Consider the following 20969-nt stretch of genomic DNA (forward strand, 5'->3'; position numbering starts at 1 on the left):
ATTTTAATACATAAAGTTCAACTAAATCGAAAATAGAATTTATGTGAAATTCAAAAATAAAAATTATGATAAGGATACCAGTTGAAAAAATAAACCTACCTCAATATGATGATAATCATGTGATTCAGTCATGGGAATGGTTTATGTCATTTATGTCAGAAAAGGATTGGCAAAAGAGAAAAGCTGATATTGAGAATAAGATTGCAGTCCAATTTAAAGCCACTCAACCTTTTTCAGAACCCCTATCCGAAGGAACCTTAGTTGTAGTAAAAAACGATGTAATTGGTTGGTATTTATATCTTTTGGATATGCTAATCAATGAACCGCATAAGTACGAATTCTTCCAAGGGTCTAGGATTGTCCCAATTTTTAAGCGTTTTGGACTAGACTTAGACTTATTGAGAAATATTGGAGGAGTTGAAAAAAAAATAAAAGAATTGATACGTAAAAGAAAATCAGAAGCTGATGCTTTTCTTTTTGAAATTATGACAGCTCTTCTTTGGGCCAGAAATGGATATCAAGTAGCATTTCTCGATGAAAAAAAAGCTGGCAAAACTTCGGACATAATAGCTAAAAAAGATGGAGAAACTTGGAGTATTGAATGCAAAAGGCAATCAAAGACTTCGGACTACACCTACAGAGAAAATACGAAAAGACAAAAGATGGTTTCTTATATCAGCAAAACACTCTTAGAAAGAAATATCTTACTGGATATCGAATTTCATGTAGAGCTTGAGAGCTTACCTGATACTTTTTTAAAAAACCTATTAGAAGAACAGCTTAAGGGGGCAGTTGCTGGAAAAATTGTTTCCAACGCCAATGTAGATATAGAATTATCATTTGTTGATATGTCTACAATAAAAGAGCATCTAGAAAATAATTTTGTTAAAGATTATTCCCCAATGTTGCATAGTTTAATAGGAAAAAAGCCAATAGATAACAAAGGGTTTACATGTGGCATATCCGCTAATTTTTTTAGAATTGGAGACGGTAACGTCAACAACGTGTACATATCAGATATTAATAATGCTTTTGGTGTTTATTGTAGCTGTGATGCTAAAGAAGCCTTATGGGCTAAGGCCAGAGACATTAAAAATCAGGTGCACAAAGCAATGCTACAATTCAATTCTGAAAATAAAGCAGTAATTCATGTGGGCATGGAGACATTTGACGGTCCACAAGTTGAAAAGAAAAGATTTGATAAAATCAAGAATACAATAGGAAAAATAAGCACTCAAAATACTAATTTAAGGTGGATTTTTTGTAGCTTCTTTCAAGCATATTCAAGACCTGACGAATATTGGGTTTTTGATGAGACCGTTTCTACGATATCACCATATTTCTCGCTTAGACCACCCCTAAATACACGTTTAATGATTGTGCCAGAAGATGAAATTACTGAAGACGATGCAAATCATTGGGATAGGCCGCTACCATGATTGGAATTTGCTGCCAAGAATGGGTCTATTGTAGACTCACTTACTCATCCATAAATATGGAAATATTCCAAATATTAATAAAATTTCAATTACCAAAATCTCGAAATCATTTGTATCTTTGGAATTAATTTAGTATGTAACTAACTATCAGGTATTTTGGACAACTTTCGATATGATTGATTTTGATATAATAGAAAATTTAGGCTTGGATAAAGCCGTCTCTGTTACTTCGGAATCTAATCAAATATCTGAAAGTCAGTTAGTTGTAATAAATCAAGTTAAGGACTTCGGTATTGATGAGATTTATTTCAGTACAGACGAAAATCACAATAGCTATCCTGCGGTCTTTCTAAAAAAAGTTGAAAAATTTGATGACTTAGCACTTCGACAAGTTGCAATTGCTCAAAAAAAAATCTGGAATTTTAAAAAGGTAATTTTTCTATACGTTTATTCGGAAACTGAAATTCGTATTTACAATTGTGCGGAAAAACCTCTTTTGATTAAATCAAATGATTTTGATTATAAGAAGGAGCTTAAAACACTCGAGATTGAGTCCTACAAGTTCAAAGATAAAACCAAACTTAAACAGCTTCAAAATCTCTTTTCCACTATCGCTATTGATACTGGTATTATATGGACATTGGAAGAAGCTTTTGAGATTAGAAAGAAAATTAGCCTTCAACGAAGGGTTGATAAATACCTTGTAGAAAGCCTTACCTATACTGCCAAGCAACTACAAGCTGAAGGGTTAGAAATTAACCTTATCCACAAAATAATAATGCGTTCTCTATTTCTTTTGTATTTAGAAGACAGAGGCGCAACGGATGAAAAATTCTATTCAGAAATAAAAAATGGTGCAAAGTCTTATTTTGACATTCTGGATGATTCTGATAAGACGTATTCTCTTTTTCAAAAATTGGAAGAATATTTCAACGGTAATGTATTTACTTTAGATAGCAATGAGGCAATTTCTAGAGAACATCTACAAATCATTAGAAAGTGTTTTATTAATGGCAACGATAATTCTTCTCAGCAGAATCTTTTTGAAGATTTACGCCTTTTCGATTTTAGCATTATTCAAATAGAATTATTGAGTGAAATCTATGAGAATTTCCTATCTGAAATAAATCCAACTTTAAAACAAGATACAGGTACATATTACACACCACCTTCCCTAGTTGAACTTATATTAAATGAGAAATTACCAATCTCTAGGACGGAAAAGAATTTTAATGTTAAGATATTAGATCCAACTTGCGGTTCAGGTATTTTTTTGGTCGAAAGTTTTAAACGTTTGGTTAAGCGTCACGAAAATGCAAATGCAAAAAAGCTTACGGACTTTAATGAGCTGAAGAAACTACTAACGGATAATATTTTTGGTGTAGAGATACATCCCCAGTCCATCAAGGTAGCAGCATTTAGTCTTTACTTAGCTTTGGTAGATAATTTGAACCCTAAGACGATCTGGCAAAATAAAGATTATCGCTTGCCATATCTGATAAATGACCCTTCAGACGATACCTTGGTAGAACAGGGTAATAACTTATTCCGTAGTGATACTATTCAGGAGAATCCAGAAGTAGAAAAAATTAATTTCGATTTAGTGGTGGGAAACCCACCTTTTGGTACTAAGAATCTATCCCAAACTATTCGTGATTATAGCGATAGATACGGTTTTGCTAAAGAAATGGTTCTTCCATTTCTTCACAAAGCAACTACACTTTCTAAAAATGGCGAAATTGCCTTGATTTTCAATACTAAAGTACTCACAAATACCAATGGTAAATATCAAGCTTTTAGAGAATGGCTTTTTAATGAATGCTATGTAGAAAAGATATATAATTTTTCAATTTTAAGAAAAGTTCCTGAAGATTTTGGCGGTCAGTTATTTGGTTCTGCAACTGGACCCATTAGCGTTATTTTTTATAGGAAAAATACCCCAAAAAAGAAATCAGATACAATTATCTATTATGCCCCAAAAACTTATATAAAGTCAAATGTCATAGAAGGTGTAAGTATCGATAGTACAGATTTAAAATATCTTCCTAGAGAGGAATGTCAAAAACCATCCACTAAAATTTGGAAAGTTGCTATGTGGGGTGGAATGAGCGATTTTGATATTATCAATAGAATATCAAAAAAGACGGTCTCAATGGAAGCGTTTTTAAAAAATACTAAAAATGGTTGGAATTTACCTAGAGCTGGGCTTAACGGAGATAGAGAGCATCAAGATTTTATTCCGGAGGAAGTAATCAATTCAAGATACATCCAAAGGTTTTATACCCCTAGCGATGCCTTACAAAAGAATGACAAGTATTTTAGAAATATAGATAAGAATCTATTTGAACCACCATTCGTTTTATTTAAAAAAGGACAAAAGAATAGAAAGCTAACTGCATCGTTTATTGATTACTTCGCATTTTGTACTACAGCCTGTTATGTATTTAATGGCAATGTTGAAAGTGATTACAAGAAGGCTTTGACTGCTATTTTCAACTCAAAAATAACTACCTATATTTTATTTATGGTTAGTTCTTCTTGGGGAATAGAAAGAGAGCAAATTTTTATGGATGAAGTGATGGACACTCCAGCAATTATTGATTTGCTTAATCAAAAAAACTTGTCAAAAATCGTAGGTCATTTTGACGAAATTATGAGTGGAATTAAATCGGATTTTTTCAAAAAAGATTATTCCCAATTAGAAGAAAAGATTGATAAGGTAATTTTGAAGGATGTTTTGGGGATGACAGATAGAGAGATGGTCATAATAAATGACAGTCTTGAATACAGTCTTGACCTATTCGAAAACAAGCAAAAATCAAAAGCACTATTACCAGTAGTAAGTGTATCGGACTATTCTGAACGAATTTCTTCAGAAATAAACAAATTTCTTAATAACCAGGATATTGTTTGTAATGCTACAGTTTTTAAAATGCCTCATTTTTCACCATTGATGATGGTTAAATTATCTTTTGGAACTAAAAAAAGTGGTTTGATAAAATCTAAAGAAAACGTGGCTGAAGAACTGAGGCAACTAGATAAGCATTTATGGACTAAACAAAGCACAAACATCTATTTCAGAAAAAAATTAAATTATAAAACAGGCAACGAGATTTTTATTGTTCGTCCCAATCAGAGGAGATTCTGGACTCAATCGATGGCGATTGAAGATGCTTCAGAATTAATACTGGAAATCCTTAATGAAGTGTAATAAATGGGATTAAACAAGGTAATAGTTGCTTGCTTCAAAAGAGGCTTTGAAGAAAAATGCTTTCAGCTGATAACAGAGTCTTATGTTTCAGCTATGGAAGCTAAGGTCATTAAACTAAATTGGGATGAAAATGACATTACTTCTGAGTTACACGAACACATCAAGGAGAATCCATTAAGATTAGAGTGGAGCATTGTTACGAATGTTGAGCAGCACTTGCCAAAAGATGATATAAAAAAAGAAAAAGGGTTTGCAGCGAAACTGCCTAGAATAGACCTTAGATTGGTAACTATAAATTCATCTTTAGAGTATGAATACCATATGGAAGCCAAAAACCTCAAAGAAAAAGATTCTGGTTTGAAGCGACGTTATATTGATACAGGAATTGACAATTTTGTATCAAATAAATATGATAATGGATGTCTACTTGGTTATGTTTTGGATGGAGAGCTAGATAAAACTGTGGACGGAGTAAATAAACTTTTGAAGAAAGACGAAAGGGGGCTTGAATATTTAAAATTCCGCACCTACGATTTACACGATAAATATTACGAATCTGTACACCCAAATAATTTGCAAATAAAACATTTTATGTTTGATTTTACCTCTTTACATAGTGCTTAAAAATAATCATGACTAATTGAGATGAACACCCAGAAAGACATATTCAGGATTTTAAACTATTTACAAATTGCACCTTTTGTTAAGAGTTTAGAAATATTTTAGGGAAACTGATTTTTATTACCCAAACAATCGGTTCATTTCTTCTGACTCTTCTTTATGGTAAAAATCTTTTAGATAATGTTGGGTGGTGGATAATTTGGTATGACCTAAAAGCTTAGAAATCATCAATAGGCCAGTATTATTTTTAACGGCGAAATCTGCAAAAGAATGTTTGGCCATATGCATATTTACCCATTTTTTTATTCCAGCTTTTTCGCAGACAATTCTCAAGGATCTGTTTGCAGCATTGTTTGCGATATATAATTTATGTTCTATTTCTTCCAAACCTTTTTTATTCATACCATAGAGTGGGGGAAAGATAAAAATGTCATCATTTCCTCTATACTTATCTAAAATGGCAATCGACTTGGGAGTTAGGGGAAGTGTTCTTTTTGCCCCAGCTCTCGCCCTAGACTTATGCATGGTGTAAACAATTTCATTTCCAACAATATTCTGCCATTTAAGCCTACAGACATCTGAGAATCTCATACCAGCGGTGTAAAAAGAGAATAAGAACAAATCACGAGCCTTTGCCATTCCTTTGAACCTCGAAGGTATCTCCAATTCTGAAAGTTTTGTTATCTCTTCAAATGTCAATGAATCTTTAGGGGTATTTTCTGTTGTAATTTCAAACCCTTTTATAGGATTATGATTTATAACGCCAATTTTTACCGCTTTGTTTAATACAGAATAAATTGCTTTGAAGTTAGAGGCTACTGTGTTTACCTTATTTCCTTTTTCAAGCATCCATTTTTCGTAATCTTTAGCAAATTGAACAGATAGGTCCGAAAATGAGATGTGACTTGCAAATTTCTTCAGTTTTTTAATGTATTTATCCTGAGTATTGGCAGTGCGTATTTTACCCTTCAATCTTGCCTCATCAACGATTTGTTGGTAGAAATCTAAGAAGGAACTTGAATCATACTTTTTGTTGTTTTTGTACAAAAAAAGCAATCGTTTTGCCGAAACACCTGTATTGTCGTAATATAGTTTTTGAACGGAAACTAAGAGGGATGTCAAATTTGAATTTAGTTTGTCTTCGAGAGGATGTCTTTTTATTTTTTTCCTCTTACCATCCCATTGATTCTTTTGAACTGAAATTCCAGAATCTAAATACTGTACATCTGATTGGGAAGTTTCTAATTTTAGTCTTAACAATTGCGTACCGTTCTTTTTTTTGTAAGAGGAAAGAAAATAATTAAAGTTCATTGTTAGTTCGATATTAGTTCGAAATCATAACAAATATAAGTAAAAATAAATGATTATAAACTTTATTGAAATTGCATAAAACGCCGATATGGTTATAGTGTGCGGGTCCTGGCGCATTTACTCCCTCATCGTATGATACACATTCTGTACGTCATCATCCTCTTCCAACTTTTCTAAAAGTTTTTCTACCTCAGCAGCATCTTCTTCCGATAAAGCTTTTGTTACTTGAGGGATTCTTTCAAAACCAGAGGAAAGGATTTCCAGTTCCCTATTTTCTAATTCTTTCTGTATAGCTCCAAAACTTTCAAACGGAGCGTATATTAAAATACCGTCATGATCTACAAAAACTTCCTCTGCGCCAAAATCAATCAATTCCAATTCCAGTTCTTCTGGGTCAGTACCCTCTGTAGGGATTCTGAAATTACACGTATGGTCAAACATAAATTCTACGGAGCCTGAGGTACCCATATTTCCGTTACATTTATTGAAATAACTTCTTACGTTTGCAACGGTTCTAGTATTATTGTCCGTAGCAGTTTCAACCAAAATTGCTATCCCATGCGGAGCATACCCTTCAAATAGCACTTCCTTATAATCACCAAGACTTTTATCGCTAGCCCTTTTTATGGCACGCTCTACATTGTCTTTCGGCATGTTGATTGACTTCGCATTTTGGATAACCGCTCTAAGTCGAGAATTAGTATTTGGATCAGGACCACCTTCTTTTACGGCCATAACAATGTCTTTGCCTATACGCGTAAAGGCTTTGGACATTGCTGACCATCTTTTCATTTTACGTGCTTTTCTAAATTCAAAAGCTCTTCCCATGGTTAATTATTTTATAAACAAATGTACAAAAACAGGCGATGTTCAGAAATCATAAAACTTACTTTACTGAACAAGGGTTTTTTGTTTTATGAATTATTATTCGCTCTCAATTATGGCCTCTATACTGCGTGCAAGTTCAAAATCTTTTTCTGTTACGCCATTTGCGTCATGAGTACTTAATCGAATATTTAGCGTTTTGTAAACATTACTCCAATCTGGGTGATGGCCTTGAGCTTCACACTCAAAGGCAATTCGGGTCATTACAGAAAACGCTTCTTTAAAATCTTTGAATTCAAAAGTGGTTTCTATTGCACCATCGACATACTCCCACCCGTCTAGTTGACTTAGGTAATCTGCTATTTGTTGATCAGTAAATTTTTCTATTTCTTTCATGATTGTTGCTAATTAAGGACATGATGATCAATAATATCCTGATATGTAAATTGTAAATTTTTTGGTAATTTATTGGTTTTGGGCAGTACTGCCAAATATCGATCCTCATTAGTGGTATATACCCTTTTTAATATCGGATTGAATTTACCTACGCGTTCTAAAACTTCCTTTATGAAATCTTCATGATGTGTTAAATCATTACTTCCCAAATGATAAATTCCTGTTTTATTTCTATTTATAAGATAATGAATTTGCTGCGTTACCTTATCATCATTTGTTACGTTTAAAATCAAGTTTGGAAATACGTCCACCGGTTTATTTTCGATTATTGCCTTTTTCATATCCCGTATTCTAGGGGAGCTATTTCCAAATACCATGGGCATTCTTAAGATAGCCATTTTTTCTTTGGGTAATCGAAGAAGCATATTTTCAATTCTAATCTTTAATCTACCATAAATACTTTCACTAAGTGTTTTGTCCATTTCGTATGATGGATATTTACTATAGGCATCAAAAACGTTTGCCGATGAAATAAAATAAATTAGACAGTTCTCCTTTATTATATATTCTAAGATATGTTCGTGAGCTATTACTTGTGCAGCAAAATTACCACGTAATGCAGAAATTATAATTTGGGGTTTTATCAATTCTAAAACTTCAACAATATCATCTTCCTCTAAATTATAATGCACAAATTGCTTATTAGAAGAATAGGAATTTGCGGCGTGACAATAGGTACCGTAGGTATCGAAATATTTACAAAGCTCTTTATATATAGCATTGCCAATAAACCCACTACCACCAAGGATTAATATTTTTTTGTTTTCCAATGTCAAAAGATAGAGAGTTCTGTTTGTGTCGTCAATCTTTCCAAGGCTAGCATTCCTAATTTTGAATTACCTTTTTCGTTTAACCCCGGAGACCACGTTGCCACACAAAATTCATTAGGCAATAATGCAACGATACCCCCGCCAACACCACTTTTACCAGGTAGCCCAACTTCAAAGGCAAATTCACCAGCTTCATCGTAAAAACCACAGGTAAGCATTAAGGCATTTATACGCTTCACTTGCCCTTTAGATAATTGAGTATTGTTTCTTCTGCAATTACCATTGTTAATAAACATATAAAAGGCATTTGCTAATTGTGCGCAACTCATTGAAATTGAACATTGATGAAAATAAAAATCTAAGACGCTATCCACATCATTGGTCAAATTCTTGTAGGATTTTAAAAGATTCGCCGCAGCGTAATTTCGATATCCTGTCATTTTTTCAGATTGAGCTACTTCTTCATCATAATTTATAGAATCATCATCTGCTAAATTTCTGATAAATGCTAAAAAATCGTCTTTTGGATTGTCTAATATCGATACCAAGATATCTGCCACAACTATGGCTCCCGGATTAATTAAGGGATTTCTAGGGATACCATTTTCCATTTCTAATAAAGATAGGTGGTTGAAAGGATCTCCCGAAGGTTCTACGTCTACACGTTCCCAAAGTTTTTCTCCAATTAAACCTAGTGCCATAGAAAGTGTAAAAACTTTTGATATACTTTGAATGGAAAATCGTTCATCTGAATCCCCAGATGAAAAGCTATGTTGCTTTATGTTGATTAAATGGATACCAAATTTTTGTAAATCAATCTTTTCCAACTCAGGGATATAGGAAGCAATACGTCCTCTATCCGTAGCTTTTGTTGCCGTAATTCCAATACCATTTAAAACACTTTGAAAGTCTACCATTAAGCTTTATAAAATGGTAATTTAACTACGGTTGCAGCAATAGCATTCTTTCGAATTTGAATATGGATTTTACTTCCTAGTTCTGAAAAAATAATAGGGACATAACCCAAACCTATGCCTGTGCCCATTGATGGGGACATAGTACCCGAAGTTACTACTCCAATAGTTTTTCCATTTCCATCAACGATATCATAACCATGTCTTGGAATGCCACGATCATCTAATTCAAAGGCAACCAATTTTCGTTCTAGTCCATGTTGTTTTTCCTTCTTAAGTGCTTCCGAATTGACGAAATCTTTTGTAAATTTTGTTATCCATCCTAATCCTGCCGCTAAAGGGGAGGTTGTGTCGTCAATATCATTTCCATACAGACAGAAACCCATTTCTAAACGTAATGTATCTCGTGCAGCTAATCCAATCGGTTTTATTCCGAATTCGGCACCAGCTTCGAATACCTTATCCCAAATTTGTTTTACATCTTGATTTTTGCAATAAATTTCAAAACCCCCAGATCCAGTATAACCCGTAGCGGAAATGATTACATGCTCAATACCTGCAAAATCAGCTATTTCAAAATGATAGAATTTCATAGCAGCCAAATCTATGGAGGTCAAGCTTTGCATAGCTTCAACAGCTTTAGGACCCTGAATCGCTAATAGGGAATAGCTGTCGGATATATTTTTCATATCCGCTTTAAACTCATTGTTATAGTTTAAAATATGAGCCCAATCTTTATCAATATTAGAGGCGTTTACAACCAATAAATATTGCTCTTCTTTAATACGATAAACAATAAGGTCATCGACGACTCCACCAGTCTCATTTGGCAAATAACTATACTGTGCTCTACCTAAGGTCAATTTAGACGCATCGTTAGAAGTTACTTTTTGAATCAAGTCTAAAGCATTTGGGCCTGAAATTAGAAATTCTCCCATGTGAGACACATCAAAGACACCAACACCTTTACGTATCGTTTCATGTTCAGCATTTACACCTTCGTACGAAACAGGCATACTATATCCAGCAAATGGAACCATTTTGGCACCAAGCGATTCATGTGTTTTGGTAAGCGCAGTATTTTTCATCTTCTTTTATTTATCGGCGATACAAATTTATCGAAAATAAATAGAAGCAATTATGGGAACATCGCTATTTAGGAAAATATTGTAATCTATATCTTATAATCAAGAAGTCATAAGAAAGTCCTTTAGGTTTTGATAGGTAGAAATTTTAGTTGATTTTTTAGTTTTGCCCATCACTTTTTGTATTTGTACAGGAATTTCTAATTTTTCAGCTAATGTTTCTTCTACAATGTCCAAGAATTTTACTGGGTGGGCAGTTTCTAAGAATATGCCATATGTATTTGGATGTCGTTCTTGATATTTCTTCAATCCTAAGTAACCTACAGCACCATGTGGATCAGCAATATATCCGTCAATAGTATAAATTTCTTTTAACGCTTCTTTTGTTTGTTCATCATTAAAAGAGTAGGAGGAAAGGTTCTTTTTTAACGCCTCGAAATCATCTTGAAATAAGTGTCTAATACGGATAAAGTTACTGGGGTCACCAACATCCATAGCATTAGAAATAGTAGCTGTAGATGGTTTTGGGCTATATTCTTTTGTCAGCATAAACTGTGGTACCGTATCGTTAACATTAGTTGCCGCGATAAAATGGTTCACCGGCATTCCTAATCGCTGCGCTACCAAACCTGCACAGATATTCCCAAAATTACCAGAAGGAACGGAAAAAATTAGTTCTTTTCCTTTTGATTTCGCTTGTTTATAAGCAAATAGAAAATAAAAAAGTTGTGGCAACCATCTCGCTACATTAATCGAGTTAGCCGATGTTAATTTCATGTGAGTTAACAAATCGTTGTCCAAGAAGGCATTTTTGACCATGGCCTGACAATCATCAAACGTACCATCAACCTTTAACGCTGTAATGTTTTGACCTAATGTGGTTAATTGTCGTTCTTGTATATCACTAACTTTACCACTTGGGTATAAAATCACAACCTTAACGCCCTCAACACCGAGAAAACCATTTGCTACTGCCCCACCTGTATCGCCAGATGTGGCAACCAAAACGGTAATTTCCTTTGTATTGGCTCTTGAAAAATAACCCAGGCATTGTGCCATAAATCGGGCACCAACATCTTTAAACGCCATTGTAGGACCATGGAAAAGTTCTAATGTGCCAATGGAAGGAGTTATTTCTACAACCGGAAATTCAAAATCAAGCACTTCTTTCAAAATAGCTTTTAAGACATCATCGGGTAGAGTTCCTACTACGAATTGACGTATGGCCGTAAACGCGATTTCTTCATTGGATAAATGTTCTATTTCCTCGAAAAAAGAGCGGGATAAAGGATTTATTTTTTCAGGAAAGTATAATCCTTTATCAGGAGCTATTCCATTTACTACAGCAGTTTCAAAAGATACTTCAGGTGCTTTACTGTTTAAACTATAGAATTTCAAGATGTGTATTTTTTATCGGTTAAAATTGAATTGTTTCGAAAATTATACGGGCCGTACGCCATCCATATTAATCTTTGAAACATGTATTTCGTAGGCAATGCCAATTTTATCATAGACCAACTTCATTGAATCTGCCACGTTTAAGGCGGTATTATGACCTTGGCTAAAAGCAAAAATGGAAGGACCTGACCCTGAAATGCCAGAGCCTAATGCTCCAGCTTGAAGGGCCACTTTTTTTACTTCATCAAACCCAGGGATCAAAATGGAACGGATGGGCTCAACAATATGATCTTCTAAAGACCTACCTATAAGTTCATAATCTTCCTTGAACAAACCAGCTACAAGTCCGCCAACATTTCCCCATTGTTTAATACCCGTTTCCAAAGAAATCGTTGTCTTCAATATTTTTCTAGAATCGGACGTTTTTATCTCTATCTGTGGGTGAATTATAGTTACATATAATTCAGGTGGTGCAGGAATTGTAATTACGTCTAATGGGCTGTAACTGCGCACCAAAGTAAATCCACCAAATAGGGCTGGAGCGACGTTGTCTGCATGGGCAACATCACTTGCCAAACGCTCCCCTTCCATAGCAAATTTAACCAATTCAGTTTTACTGAATGGATTGCCTAAAAGATAGTTCATTGCCCAAACGGCACCGGCCGAACTAGCGGCACTACTACCTATACCGCTACCAGGTTTTATTTTTTTATTGATTTCAATCTCAAAACCTCCATCATAATTAGCTGCTAATAGAAACGCATTTCCTGCTACACCGGCCACATTGTTCAAGGTTTCCTTAGGTAGGTCTTGTCCAGTAAGTTTTGTAATCTGTATTCCTTTTTCTGGAATCTTTCTTATAATCATTTCATCACCAACTGAATCCAAGGCAACGCCAAGAACATCAAATCCGCATGAAATGTTTGCTACCGTAGCCGGACAAAAAACTTTTATTTCGTTCTGGTTCATGATATTAAACGATTGTGTTGAGTTTTAAAAATTACCTATTCTAATGATATCTGCAAATATGCCAGATGCTGTTACATCTGCACCAGCCCCTGCTCCTTTAATAATTAAGGGTTGGTTTGGGTATCGTTCCGTATAAAAAAGCACGATGTTATCACTACCTTCTAGCGTATAGAAATCATGACCTTTTGGTATTTCTTGCAAACCAACACTTGCTTTTCCTTCATCGAATTGTGCTACGTACTTCAACCTGCTATTGGCATTTTTCGCACTTGAAAATAAGGATTGAAAATGTGGTTCATGTTGTATCAAAGAGGCAAAGAAATCATCATTATTGTTGGTGTTCAAACTCACTTCTGGTAAGAATGATTTGTTTTCAATATCACTAATATCTAGTATGTTACCGCTTTCCCTAGCTAAAATCAAGATTTTTCGCATCACATCGACACCACTTAAATCTATTTTTGGATTGGGTTCAGTATAGCCTTCTTCTTGCGCCTGTTTTACAACATCATGAAAGGTGGTTTCTTCATTGAAGTTATTAAATACAAAATTTAAGCTTCCAGATAGAACGGCTTTAATCCTTATAATTTTATCACCAGATGCAATTAGATGTTTTAGGGTGTCAATAATGGGTAGTCCGGCTCCAACATTGGTTTCAAATAAGAAAGGAGCGTTATAGGTCCTAGCAAGAGATTTCAAATGTGAATAGTTCTCATAGGAAGAGGAACAGGCTATTTTATTACAGGTAACAACAGATATACTATTACCTAAATATTCACTGTACGAAGTGGAAACATCTTCACTGGCAGTATTATCGACAAAAATACTATTTCTAAGATTGACGGTATTGACTAATTCTAGAAATTTCTCTTTATCCGCTTTTTGTCCTTGGGCTAATTTTTCTTGCCAATCATTTAAGTTGATTCCTTTTTCATCAAAATACATGGTTCTTGAATTAGATATCCCGATTACACGGATGTTCAATTTCAAGTTCTCCTTTAAGAATTTACGTTGTGATCTAATTTGTTCCAAAAATTTAGCACCCACATTACCAACTCCCATTACAAATAGGTTCAGTTGCTTTATGTTTTCTTCAAAAAATTCTTCATGTAATGCGTTCAGCGCCTTTTTCACATCCTTTTCATCGATGATGCATGATATATTTCTTTCTGAAGCTCCTTGCGCAATAACGCGAATATTTACGTTGTTTTTACCAAGTGTGCTGAACATTTTTCCACTAAGTCCTTGGTGACTTTTCATATTATCGCCTACCAATGCGACAATGGCCAAGTCCTTTTCAGGAATCACTTGTTTAATGCGTCCTCTTTCAATTTCAATTTCAAATGCATCATTAACTATATGGACGGCATGTTCAACATCATCAGCAGAAATACCAACACAAATTGAATGCTCAGACGAGGCTTGAGTGATTAGCACGACACTTATATCGGCTAGAGAAAGTACTTCGAAAAATCGTTTAGAAATACCAGGAATACCTACCATGCCAGGACCTTCTAATGAAAGCAAAGCTATATGACCAATGTGGCTTATGCCTCTAACTGTTTTTCCTTTTTCGTTTTTTGATTTTGTAATTAGCGTTCCTTCTTCATTGGGACTAAACGTATTTTTAATAACGATGGAAATTCCTTTGGATAATACAGGCTGTATAGTAGGAGGGTAGAGCACCTTAGCACCAAAATGTGAAAGTTCCATAGCTTCCTCGTAAGATATATGTGGCATAGCCTTGGCTTGTTTTACCATTTTCGGATTGGCAGTGTACATTCCGCTAACATCTGTCCAGATTTCCAAGATATCAGCATTTATGGCAGCTGCATAGATGGCAGCGGTGTAATCAGAACCACCTCTACCTAGCGTTGTAGTTACTCCTTCTTCTGAAGTAGCTATAAATCCTGGACAAACGGTAATTTTTTTATTTGAGGATTTAAAATAGTCAACGCAGTTGGCATTAGTACTGGTGAAATTCACCATATTCTTACCATTTAATTTATGAGTGACAATGATATCCCTACTGTCTTTAAATTCGGCATCTAGATGTTCAGTAATGAGGTATTCACTAATAATGTAGGATGAAAGTAATTCACCATAACTAACAATTTTATCAGATAATTTAGGGGTAATTTCACCTATAAAATAGGCACCTTCCAATAAAGTTTCTAAAATATTAAACTCGCTTTTAACTTTACTTAGCACTCTACTTTGAGCCGTTACGGGAAGTAATTCTTTAATTGTGGTAAGATGTCTTTCCTCTAGAGATATAAGTACCTCTTTGTATGATTGGTCTTGTGAAGAAGCCAGGGCACCGGCCTTTAGCAGTAAATCTGTCACACCTCCCAAAGCAGAGACCACTAATATGATGTGGTCTTCGTAAGTGGAAATAATATTTTTAATTTTAATTATATTTTCAGGATTGGCTACAGATGAACCACCAAATTTTAGAACTTTCATGCTATTGACTTTTTAAAAAGATATGGTGTTATTATACACAAAAACGGAGAACTATAGTTTTTAACCCCAAGGGGTAAACCATGTGGTAGTAGAACCATAGCAATTGGTAACTGAAGTGAAATTGAAATTTATGTCTGTCTTATCGCAGTCCATAATACTAATGGTTGAGCACCAAAAGTAGTACATTTGATACCCTAATCAAATGATTCTACAATTTTTTACGGAATCGTTATTTTTTAGTTTAAAAATAAATATAAGAATGAAATTATTTAGTACAAAGCAAGTATATAAAGCAGATCAAATTACCACGAAGAAACAAGGTATAGCCGGTGAAGAATTAATGGAACGTGCGTCTTTACAGTTATTTAATTGGATGCATTTACGCATGCAGGGCGCCCCTGTAAAAATTCATTTGTTCTGTGGTATAGGAAATAATGGTGGAGATGGTATAGCATTGGCTAGACATTTATTGGAACACGGTTATACTATAGCTGTTTACGTTGTTAACTATAGTGAAAAACGCTCCAAAGATTTTCTAATTAATCTAGATCGTTTAAAAGAGCGAAAATGTTGGCCGAATTTTATGAATTTAGGTGACGAACTACCCGAGATTGATAAGGATGATATTATAGTGGACGGTATTTTTGGAATAGGACTTAATAGAACTCCTGATGTTTGGGTTGCTAAAATAATTCAGCATTTAAATACATCGGAGGCATTTATATTATCGATTGATATTCCATCAGGTTTATTTGCTGATCAAGGGCCTAAGGATTTCGAAACCATTATAAAATCAAATTTTGTGCTAAGTTTTCAAACGCCTAAACTGGTGTTTTTTTTACCAGAAACTGGTCCGTTTATAAATCAGTGGGAGGTGTTGGATATTGGCTTAGACGCTGAGTATTTAATGACAACGGAAACTGATTTTGAATTAATAGGTAAGAACGAAGTATTGGCACTGTATAAGCCTCGTGAAAAATATGGACATAAAGGCACATACGGACATACCATGATAGTAGGTGGTAGTTATGGTAAAATAGGTGCTGTTTGTTTGGCGTCTAAGGCAGCGCTCCACGCTGGTAGTGGGTTAGTAACCTCATTTGTTCCAAAAATAGGGTATTCGATACTACAAACTGCTTTGCCAGAAATAATGGTGCTTACGGATACCGAGGAGGATTCTCTTACCAATATAAAGTTTGACATAAAGCCTACGGTTATAGGAATTGGGGTGGGTATGGGAGCAGACGCTAAAACTGTTGCTGCTTTTACCGATTTCTTGAATAGGAATAAACAGCCATTGGTAATTGATGCAGACGCACTTAATATTCTTTCAAAATGCCCAGAGTTATTATTCAAAATACCAGAAGACACTATTTTAACTCCTCATCCAAAAGAGTTAGAAAGACTAATAGGTGCGTGGAAAGATGATTTTGATAAACTGATTAAGGTGAAGGATTTTTCAAAAAAGTACAACTGTATCGTTGTCATTAAAGGGGCAAACACAATTATTGTACACCATGATAAAGGTTTTGTGAATACCACAGGTAATCCTGGTATGGCTACAGCAGGTAGTGGAGATGTTTTAACGGGAATTATAGCCGGTCTAAGAGCTCAAGGGTATTCAGCTTTGAATGCTGCAATCTTTGGAGTGTATCTTCACGGAAAAGCAGGTGATATTGCTATAGAAAAAACAGGTTATCAGTCTTTAACAGCATCCTGTATCATTGATAACTTAGGGAGCGCTTATCTTGATATGTTTTACGTTCCAGAGCAATCACAACCCGAAGTAGAAAATGCAAACTAATAAATAAGGTAGCAAGTATAGCTTATCAGAAATGAGATTAAGAATTAATCCTTCTTTTCACCCACTTAAGAGCATTGTTATATTCAATGAAAAACTTCATTGGTTTTTTATAGAATAATTTTTCAATCTTAAAGTTGTGCATATCTATCTCCTTAACAGATACAATTGCAAATGCTTTAAGGTTGTCTAATTGTTTTAGGTAGTTATAAATGGTCGGATCAATTGCAAATGAATTTTTACGTAAACTTATAAATCCAAAATTTTTATCCCTAAAATGTATTTCTGAAATACCAATAATTTGGTATGCTCGCTCAAGGGTTAAAGTAGCACCTTCATCGAAAATGGATACCATATAATTTTCAAATACTTGAATTTTTCCTGTTTCCAATTCGTATTCCCGTACAATTACCTTCTTTTTGGTAGATTCAATTTTCATTATGCTCGTATTATTATAGTGTGTCTGGAGTAAAAGTAAATTGAACTTTAATCTTGGAATAAATTAATGGTTTAAATGCGTAAATATCGTTTGTACTGTTTAGTGCTAGTACTATAATGAAAATTAACAATCCGATACTGACAATTTTAGTAGCTTAATTAATTCTAGAATAGAAAGAACTATTGGAATACTAATTCCGTTAACTTTTTTTTTAAAGCCAAATGCTTTGCTCCACGTACAGATTTTGAGCTTGCTGAAACTATTTCAATCCAATCTGTAACCTTATTGTTTTCGTTCGTTTTTTTGTTCCAACGTCCAGCTAATTCAATAGCTGACGTATTTGCTAAAATTTCAATTATAGAATTGATGTTCTCAAATAAGTTTATAAATATTCTTGGAACTTGCTTATATTCTTTATTGTTCAATATAATACAGCTCTCCCTTTTGCAGTAAATGCATCTCTAACATTTGGGCAAACAAGACCTTCGTTTTTAACTAACCAAATTGCAAAACGACTATACTTATCTTGACGATGTCCAAAAATTTCTAGAAACACGACCATTGCTGTATTAACAAAATCGTCTTGTTCGGCAGAAGATAAGTTGTTCTAAATATTGATAATAAGGTTACTTGCTTTTTCGGTGTCTTGAATCCACCATAAATCTTGTCCAGGTTTTAATTTACTTTTGTAGTAATCTGTAATTGATTTTATAGGATTTTTATTTTAACGTAAAATGTCGTGAGATGTATTTATTTCATCAAAAATTGTCTTGCCTTTTTCCAAGTTCATATCAATTAAATACCTTGGCGATTGCGTAACAACGACTTCCGATAGACATTCTTCGTAAGCCCGACATCTAAATTCAATTGGCTTTCCAAGTTTTCCGAAACGCATAAAAATTCGCTAAACATCATCAACCCTTGTAGATTCTAAAACACTATTTCCGGTAGTTTTCCAATGGTTTTGTGTTGTAGTTTTAACTTCAATCCCATAAAATTTTTTAGCAACAATATCAGGAAATTTTTGTCCGCCAATCAGTTCTATTGAGTTTTCAAATTCGGAGCCGACTGCTAAATCGGTCATAACATCTCGCACGTAAGGTTCAAGTTTGTTTCCTCTTAACTGTTCAATCTTTATAGGAGATTTCTTTGCGTGAGCGTTTAATTCTTCAATTGTTGAATTTAATAAAGCGTTGAACTCGCTTTTATGTGGTTCTGAATTTATTTATACTACCATTTAATTCAAGATATATCTGTTCCAATACCAAACTTTTCTCTTAATGGTTTATTGATTTCTAAACCAAATAGGTATATATCCAAATTTTTACTTTCGCATAGATTCCAACACGATTCTAAAGTTAAATTTAATTATGCCTTTTCGCTTTCTTCTAAACCATAGGTCTTGAAATCTTCATCAGGTGACCAATTAAGACCAAAATAGGTGTTCATTTATATGAAGAAATTTTCTATATTTTTCAAAGTTTCTATCTTTTCTGTTTTTATAGTTTTTCTCATAATTATGATTTTTTAAAATATAAATCCCAAACATCTTCTATTCTCATTGCTAAATTGTAGGCGAGTAGCGGAGGAACAGCATTACCAATTACTTTATATGCTTTTGAAGGGCTTACCAAATATGAACCTTTACGACCATGTTTGTTTTCAATTACAAACTCGTAATCAGGTGGAAAAGTTTGAATTAAAGCACATTCCCTTGGTGTTAAACGCCTCTCTTTTAGGCCTTTTGAGAGTTCGTCTGTTAGTATTCCTCCGTTCTTTTTTGATAATCTTCTAAACTCAATATTTCCGTGATGTTCAGCTCTAATCGTTGGGCTAATTCCATCTGGTTTTATTTCTACTTGACCTTGGCAATGTTTACCCATAAATTTTGCTTTTGAATAAAATTTTTGAGATAAATCTTTTGATTTTTCAGGCTCATTTATATTAGCAAAAAGTCCTTTTAAATCTACATGTCGTTTTAAACCTTCTCCATCTGTCGTGTAAGCGTGTGTTGGTTTTGGATAAGGAGTATATTTATCTGAAATATTGTCTTTTTTTAATTGTTCAAGTGCAGATTTTTTTAATGCAGATTTTTTGATTCCTACAAAGAAAACTCGTTCTCTCGATTGCGGAACACCATAATCTGCTGCGTGTAAAACACGAGGTTTTAAAACTAAATATCCATTATCTCCTGCAGAAGAAAAATCACTTTGAATAATATCTTTTACATTTGAAAGGTTAACCAAACCTTTTACATTTTCTGCAATAAAAATTTTAGGCTGGGTTATTTCAATAACCTGTTTCATCCACATATAAAGCTGCCCACGAGTTTCTTCGGTTGCGGTGTTTTCTGTATTGAATTCGCCTTTATGATTTTTGTGTGAACCAAAACCGTTTCTCTTTCCTGCAATACTAAAATCTTGACAAGGAAAACCACCAGTTACAATGTCAATATATTTAGGAAAAACCGTTGTTCCGCTTTGATGCAGTTTTACCAAATCGACAATGCTGTCTGTTTGGTAATCTTCTGCGTTGTGTCCTCTTTTTGAAAAGTAGTTTACCCAAGCATTTCTTGCATCTTTTAAAATATCATTGGCAAAAACTGTTTTAAAGCGTGTTTTTTTGAGTTGAATAAAATTATTGTCCAGATCTTTGTTTATAAAATTAGGATTTAGAACCTCGTTCACGGATGCTTTTGAAACTGAGAAATCTCCTTCAAATCCTAAATCCATACCACCACAACCAGAAAAAAGGGAAAGCATATTTAAGGTAGATTTCCCTTCTTTGATTTTCTTTGTGACTTTTTCTTTTGTATAAAATTTTACTGCCAATTGAGGTTCCTTAACTACGCTCGTACTCTCGGTATCGCCTGTTATTGTTCGCATAGTTAGTTTTGTATCGGATGTGATTTTAAATATTTTATTTTTTTTTCAGCTACTTTTAGCACTTTTTCGGCACAATCTTCGCCCGCAATTTCATAAGCAATTTTGTCGCTAATAAATTGTACTAATAATTCGTCTTTATTAAGTTTAAGAATTTCAGAAAGTTTTCCCAACATTTCTTTTGTTGGTTTTCGCTCGTTTCTTTCTATTTTACTCAGTATAGCTTGGTCAATATCAACATAAGCTGAAACTTGCCTTAAAAAAAGGCCGAGAGTTTGTCTTTTATTCCGTAAAATTTGTCCGATTGTTTCCATTTGAAAATTATTACTTGACAGTAAGTGTCAAATTTAATTCATCAAAACGTATAAATTGATTAAATATT

At 34.0% G+C, this 20969-nt stretch carries 18 protein-coding genes; 4 read left to right on the forward strand and 14 right to left on the reverse strand.

Annotation, left to right across the window (positions count from 1 at the left end; all coding sequences use genetic code 11):
- The first annotated feature begins 65 nt into the window (after positions 1 to 65).
- The 3 genes from ES765_RS04010 to ES765_RS04020 all read left to right on the forward strand — a co-directional run bounded on the left by ES765_RS04010 (position 66) and on the right by ES765_RS04020 (position 5274).
- Entirely contained in the window at positions 66 to 1439 is a 1374-nt protein-coding gene (locus ES765_RS04010) for a hypothetical protein (RefSeq protein WP_138111326.1), read from the forward strand.
- A gap of 172 nt (positions 1440 to 1611) precedes the next feature.
- Entirely contained in the window at positions 1612 to 4650 is a 3039-nt protein-coding gene (locus ES765_RS04015) for a class I SAM-dependent DNA methyltransferase (RefSeq protein WP_138111327.1), read from the forward strand.
- Between the two features lie 3 nt (positions 4651 to 4653).
- Positions 4654 to 5274: a hypothetical protein gene (locus ES765_RS04020; protein WP_138111329.1), complete on the forward strand. Its 621-nt coding sequence runs from the start codon at positions 4654 to 4656 to the stop codon at positions 5272 to 5274.
- A 117-nt stretch (positions 5275 to 5391) separates the two neighbouring features.
- Here ES765_RS04020 and ES765_RS04025 read toward each other — a convergent pair whose 3' ends face one another.
- The 9 genes from ES765_RS04025 to thrA all read right to left on the reverse strand — a co-directional run bounded on the left by ES765_RS04025 (position 5392) and on the right by thrA (position 15465).
- Positions 5392 to 6582, reverse strand: a complete 1191-nt coding sequence (locus ES765_RS04025; protein WP_138111331.1) for a tyrosine-type recombinase/integrase — start codon at positions 6580 to 6582, stop codon at positions 5392 to 5394.
- A gap of 117 nt (positions 6583 to 6699) precedes the next feature.
- A complete protein-coding gene (locus ES765_RS04030; RefSeq protein WP_138111333.1) occupies positions 6700 to 7410 on the reverse strand; it encodes a YebC/PmpR family DNA-binding transcriptional regulator in 711 nt (236 codons plus the stop codon).
- 96 nt (positions 7411 to 7506) lie between these two features.
- Complete coding sequence (locus ES765_RS04035) at positions 7507 to 7803, reverse strand: 4a-hydroxytetrahydrobiopterin dehydratase (RefSeq protein ID WP_138111335.1); 297 nt, start codon at positions 7801 to 7803, stop codon at positions 7507 to 7509.
- 8 nt (positions 7804 to 7811) lie between these two features.
- Positions 7812 to 8633: a sugar nucleotide-binding protein gene (locus ES765_RS04040; protein WP_138111337.1), complete on the reverse strand. Its 822-nt coding sequence runs from the start codon at positions 8631 to 8633 to the stop codon at positions 7812 to 7814.
- 2 nt (positions 8634 to 8635) lie between these two features.
- Positions 8636 to 9550: a glutaminase gene (locus ES765_RS04045; protein ID WP_138111339.1), complete on the reverse strand. Its 915-nt coding sequence runs from the start codon at positions 9548 to 9550 to the stop codon at positions 8636 to 8638.
- Positions 9550 to 10635 carry a glycine cleavage system aminomethyltransferase GcvT gene (gene gcvT / locus ES765_RS04050; protein WP_138111341.1) on the reverse strand — a complete coding sequence of 362 codons (1086 nt, stop codon included), beginning with the start codon at positions 10633 to 10635 and terminating at the stop codon, positions 9550 to 9552. The genes ES765_RS04045 and gcvT overlap by 1 nt, the downstream gene beginning before the upstream one ends.
- Before the next feature lie 99 nt (positions 10636 to 10734).
- On the reverse strand, positions 10735 to 12030 hold the full coding sequence (gene thrC / locus ES765_RS04055; RefSeq protein ID WP_138111343.1) for a threonine synthase: 1296 nt from the start codon (positions 12028 to 12030) through the stop codon (positions 10735 to 10737).
- A gap of 42 nt (positions 12031 to 12072) precedes the next feature.
- Complete coding sequence (locus tag ES765_RS04060) at positions 12073 to 12999, reverse strand: homoserine kinase (RefSeq protein WP_138111345.1); 927 nt, start codon at positions 12997 to 12999, stop codon at positions 12073 to 12075.
- A gap of 24 nt (positions 13000 to 13023) precedes the next feature.
- Positions 13024 to 15465, reverse strand: coding sequence for a bifunctional aspartate kinase/homoserine dehydrogenase I (thrA, locus tag ES765_RS04065; RefSeq protein ID WP_138111347.1), 2442 nt, complete (start codon positions 15463 to 15465; stop codon positions 13024 to 13026).
- Positions 15466 to 15724: 259 nt separating this feature from the next.
- Between thrA and ES765_RS04070 the strand changes: the two genes are divergently transcribed.
- Positions 15725 to 17269 (forward strand): NAD(P)H-hydrate dehydratase, encoded by a 1545-nt coding sequence (locus ES765_RS04070; RefSeq protein WP_138111349.1) that lies wholly within the window; start codon positions 15725 to 15727, stop codon positions 17267 to 17269.
- 37 nt (positions 17270 to 17306) lie between these two features.
- Here the strand turns inward: ES765_RS04070 and ES765_RS04075 are convergent, their stop codons facing one another.
- The 5 genes from ES765_RS04075 to ES765_RS04090 form a co-directional block, all read right to left on the reverse strand.
- Positions 17307 to 17705, reverse strand: a complete 399-nt coding sequence (locus tag ES765_RS04075) for an STAS/SEC14 domain-containing protein (RefSeq protein WP_138111351.1) — start codon at positions 17703 to 17705, stop codon at positions 17307 to 17309.
- Positions 17706 to 17884: 179 nt separating this feature from the next.
- Complete coding sequence (locus ES765_RS22025) at positions 17885 to 18130, reverse strand: hypothetical protein (protein WP_212744208.1); 246 nt, start codon at positions 18128 to 18130, stop codon at positions 17885 to 17887.
- Positions 18131 to 18609: 479 nt separating this feature from the next.
- Positions 18610 to 18789: a hypothetical protein gene (locus ES765_RS22030; RefSeq protein ID WP_212744209.1), complete on the reverse strand. Its 180-nt coding sequence runs from the start codon at positions 18787 to 18789 to the stop codon at positions 18610 to 18612.
- Positions 18790 to 19222: 433 nt separating this feature from the next.
- A complete protein-coding gene (locus tag ES765_RS04085) occupies positions 19223 to 20590 on the reverse strand; it encodes a DNA cytosine methyltransferase (protein WP_138111353.1) in 1368 nt (455 codons plus the stop codon).
- Between the two features lie 2 nt (positions 20591 to 20592).
- Complete coding sequence (locus ES765_RS04090) at positions 20593 to 20901, reverse strand: helix-turn-helix domain-containing protein (protein WP_138111355.1); 309 nt, start codon at positions 20899 to 20901, stop codon at positions 20593 to 20595.
- Positions 20902 to 20969 lie beyond the last annotated feature (68 nt).

The sequence above is a fragment of the Maribacter sp. ACAM166 genome, from assembly GCF_005771495.1.
GTDB lineage: Bacteria > Bacteroidota > Bacteroidia > Flavobacteriales > Flavobacteriaceae > Maribacter.

Coding starts and splice junctions, on each gene's coding strand:
- ES765_RS04085 (WP_138111353.1), bottom strand. CDS start 20,590: ATGCGAACAATAACAGGCGATACCGAGAGTACGAGCGTAGTTAAGGAA.
- ES765_RS04070 (WP_138111349.1), top strand. CDS start 15,725: ATGAAATTATTTAGTACAAAGCAAGTATATAAAGCAGATCAAATTACC.
- ES765_RS22030 (WP_212744209.1), bottom strand. CDS start 18,789: ATGACCGATTTAGCAGTCGGCTCCGAATTTGAAAACTCAATAGAACTG.
- ES765_RS04035 (WP_138111335.1), bottom strand. CDS start 7,803: ATGAAAGAAATAGAAAAATTTACTGATCAACAAATAGCAGATTACCTA.
- ES765_RS04045 (WP_138111339.1), bottom strand. CDS start 9,550: ATGGTAGACTTTCAAAGTGTTTTAAATGGTATTGGAATTACGGCAACA.
- ES765_RS04075 (WP_138111351.1), bottom strand. CDS start 17,705: ATGAAAATTGAATCTACCAAAAAGAAGGTAATTGTACGGGAATACGAA.
- ES765_RS04010 (WP_138111326.1), top strand. CDS start 66: ATGATAAGGATACCAGTTGAAAAAATAAACCTACCTCAATATGATGAT.
- ES765_RS04090 (WP_138111355.1), bottom strand. CDS start 20,901: ATGGAAACAATCGGACAAATTTTACGGAATAAAAGACAAACTCTCGGC.
- ES765_RS04015 (WP_138111327.1), top strand. CDS start 1,612: ATGATTGATTTTGATATAATAGAAAATTTAGGCTTGGATAAAGCCGTC.
- ES765_RS04030 (WP_138111333.1), bottom strand. CDS start 7,410: ATGGGAAGAGCTTTTGAATTTAGAAAAGCACGTAAAATGAAAAGATGG.
- thrA (WP_138111347.1), bottom strand. CDS start 15,465: ATGAAAGTTCTAAAATTTGGTGGTTCATCTGTAGCCAATCCTGAAAAT.
- ES765_RS04060 (WP_138111345.1), bottom strand. CDS start 12,999: ATGAACCAGAACGAAATAAAAGTTTTTTGTCCGGCTACGGTAGCAAAC.
- gcvT (WP_138111341.1), bottom strand. CDS start 10,635: ATGAAAAATACTGCGCTTACCAAAACACATGAATCGCTTGGTGCCAAA.
- ES765_RS04025 (WP_138111331.1), bottom strand. CDS start 6,582: ATGAACTTTAATTATTTTCTTTCCTCTTACAAAAAAAAGAACGGTACG.
- ES765_RS04020 (WP_138111329.1), top strand. CDS start 4,654: ATGGGATTAAACAAGGTAATAGTTGCTTGCTTCAAAAGAGGCTTTGAA.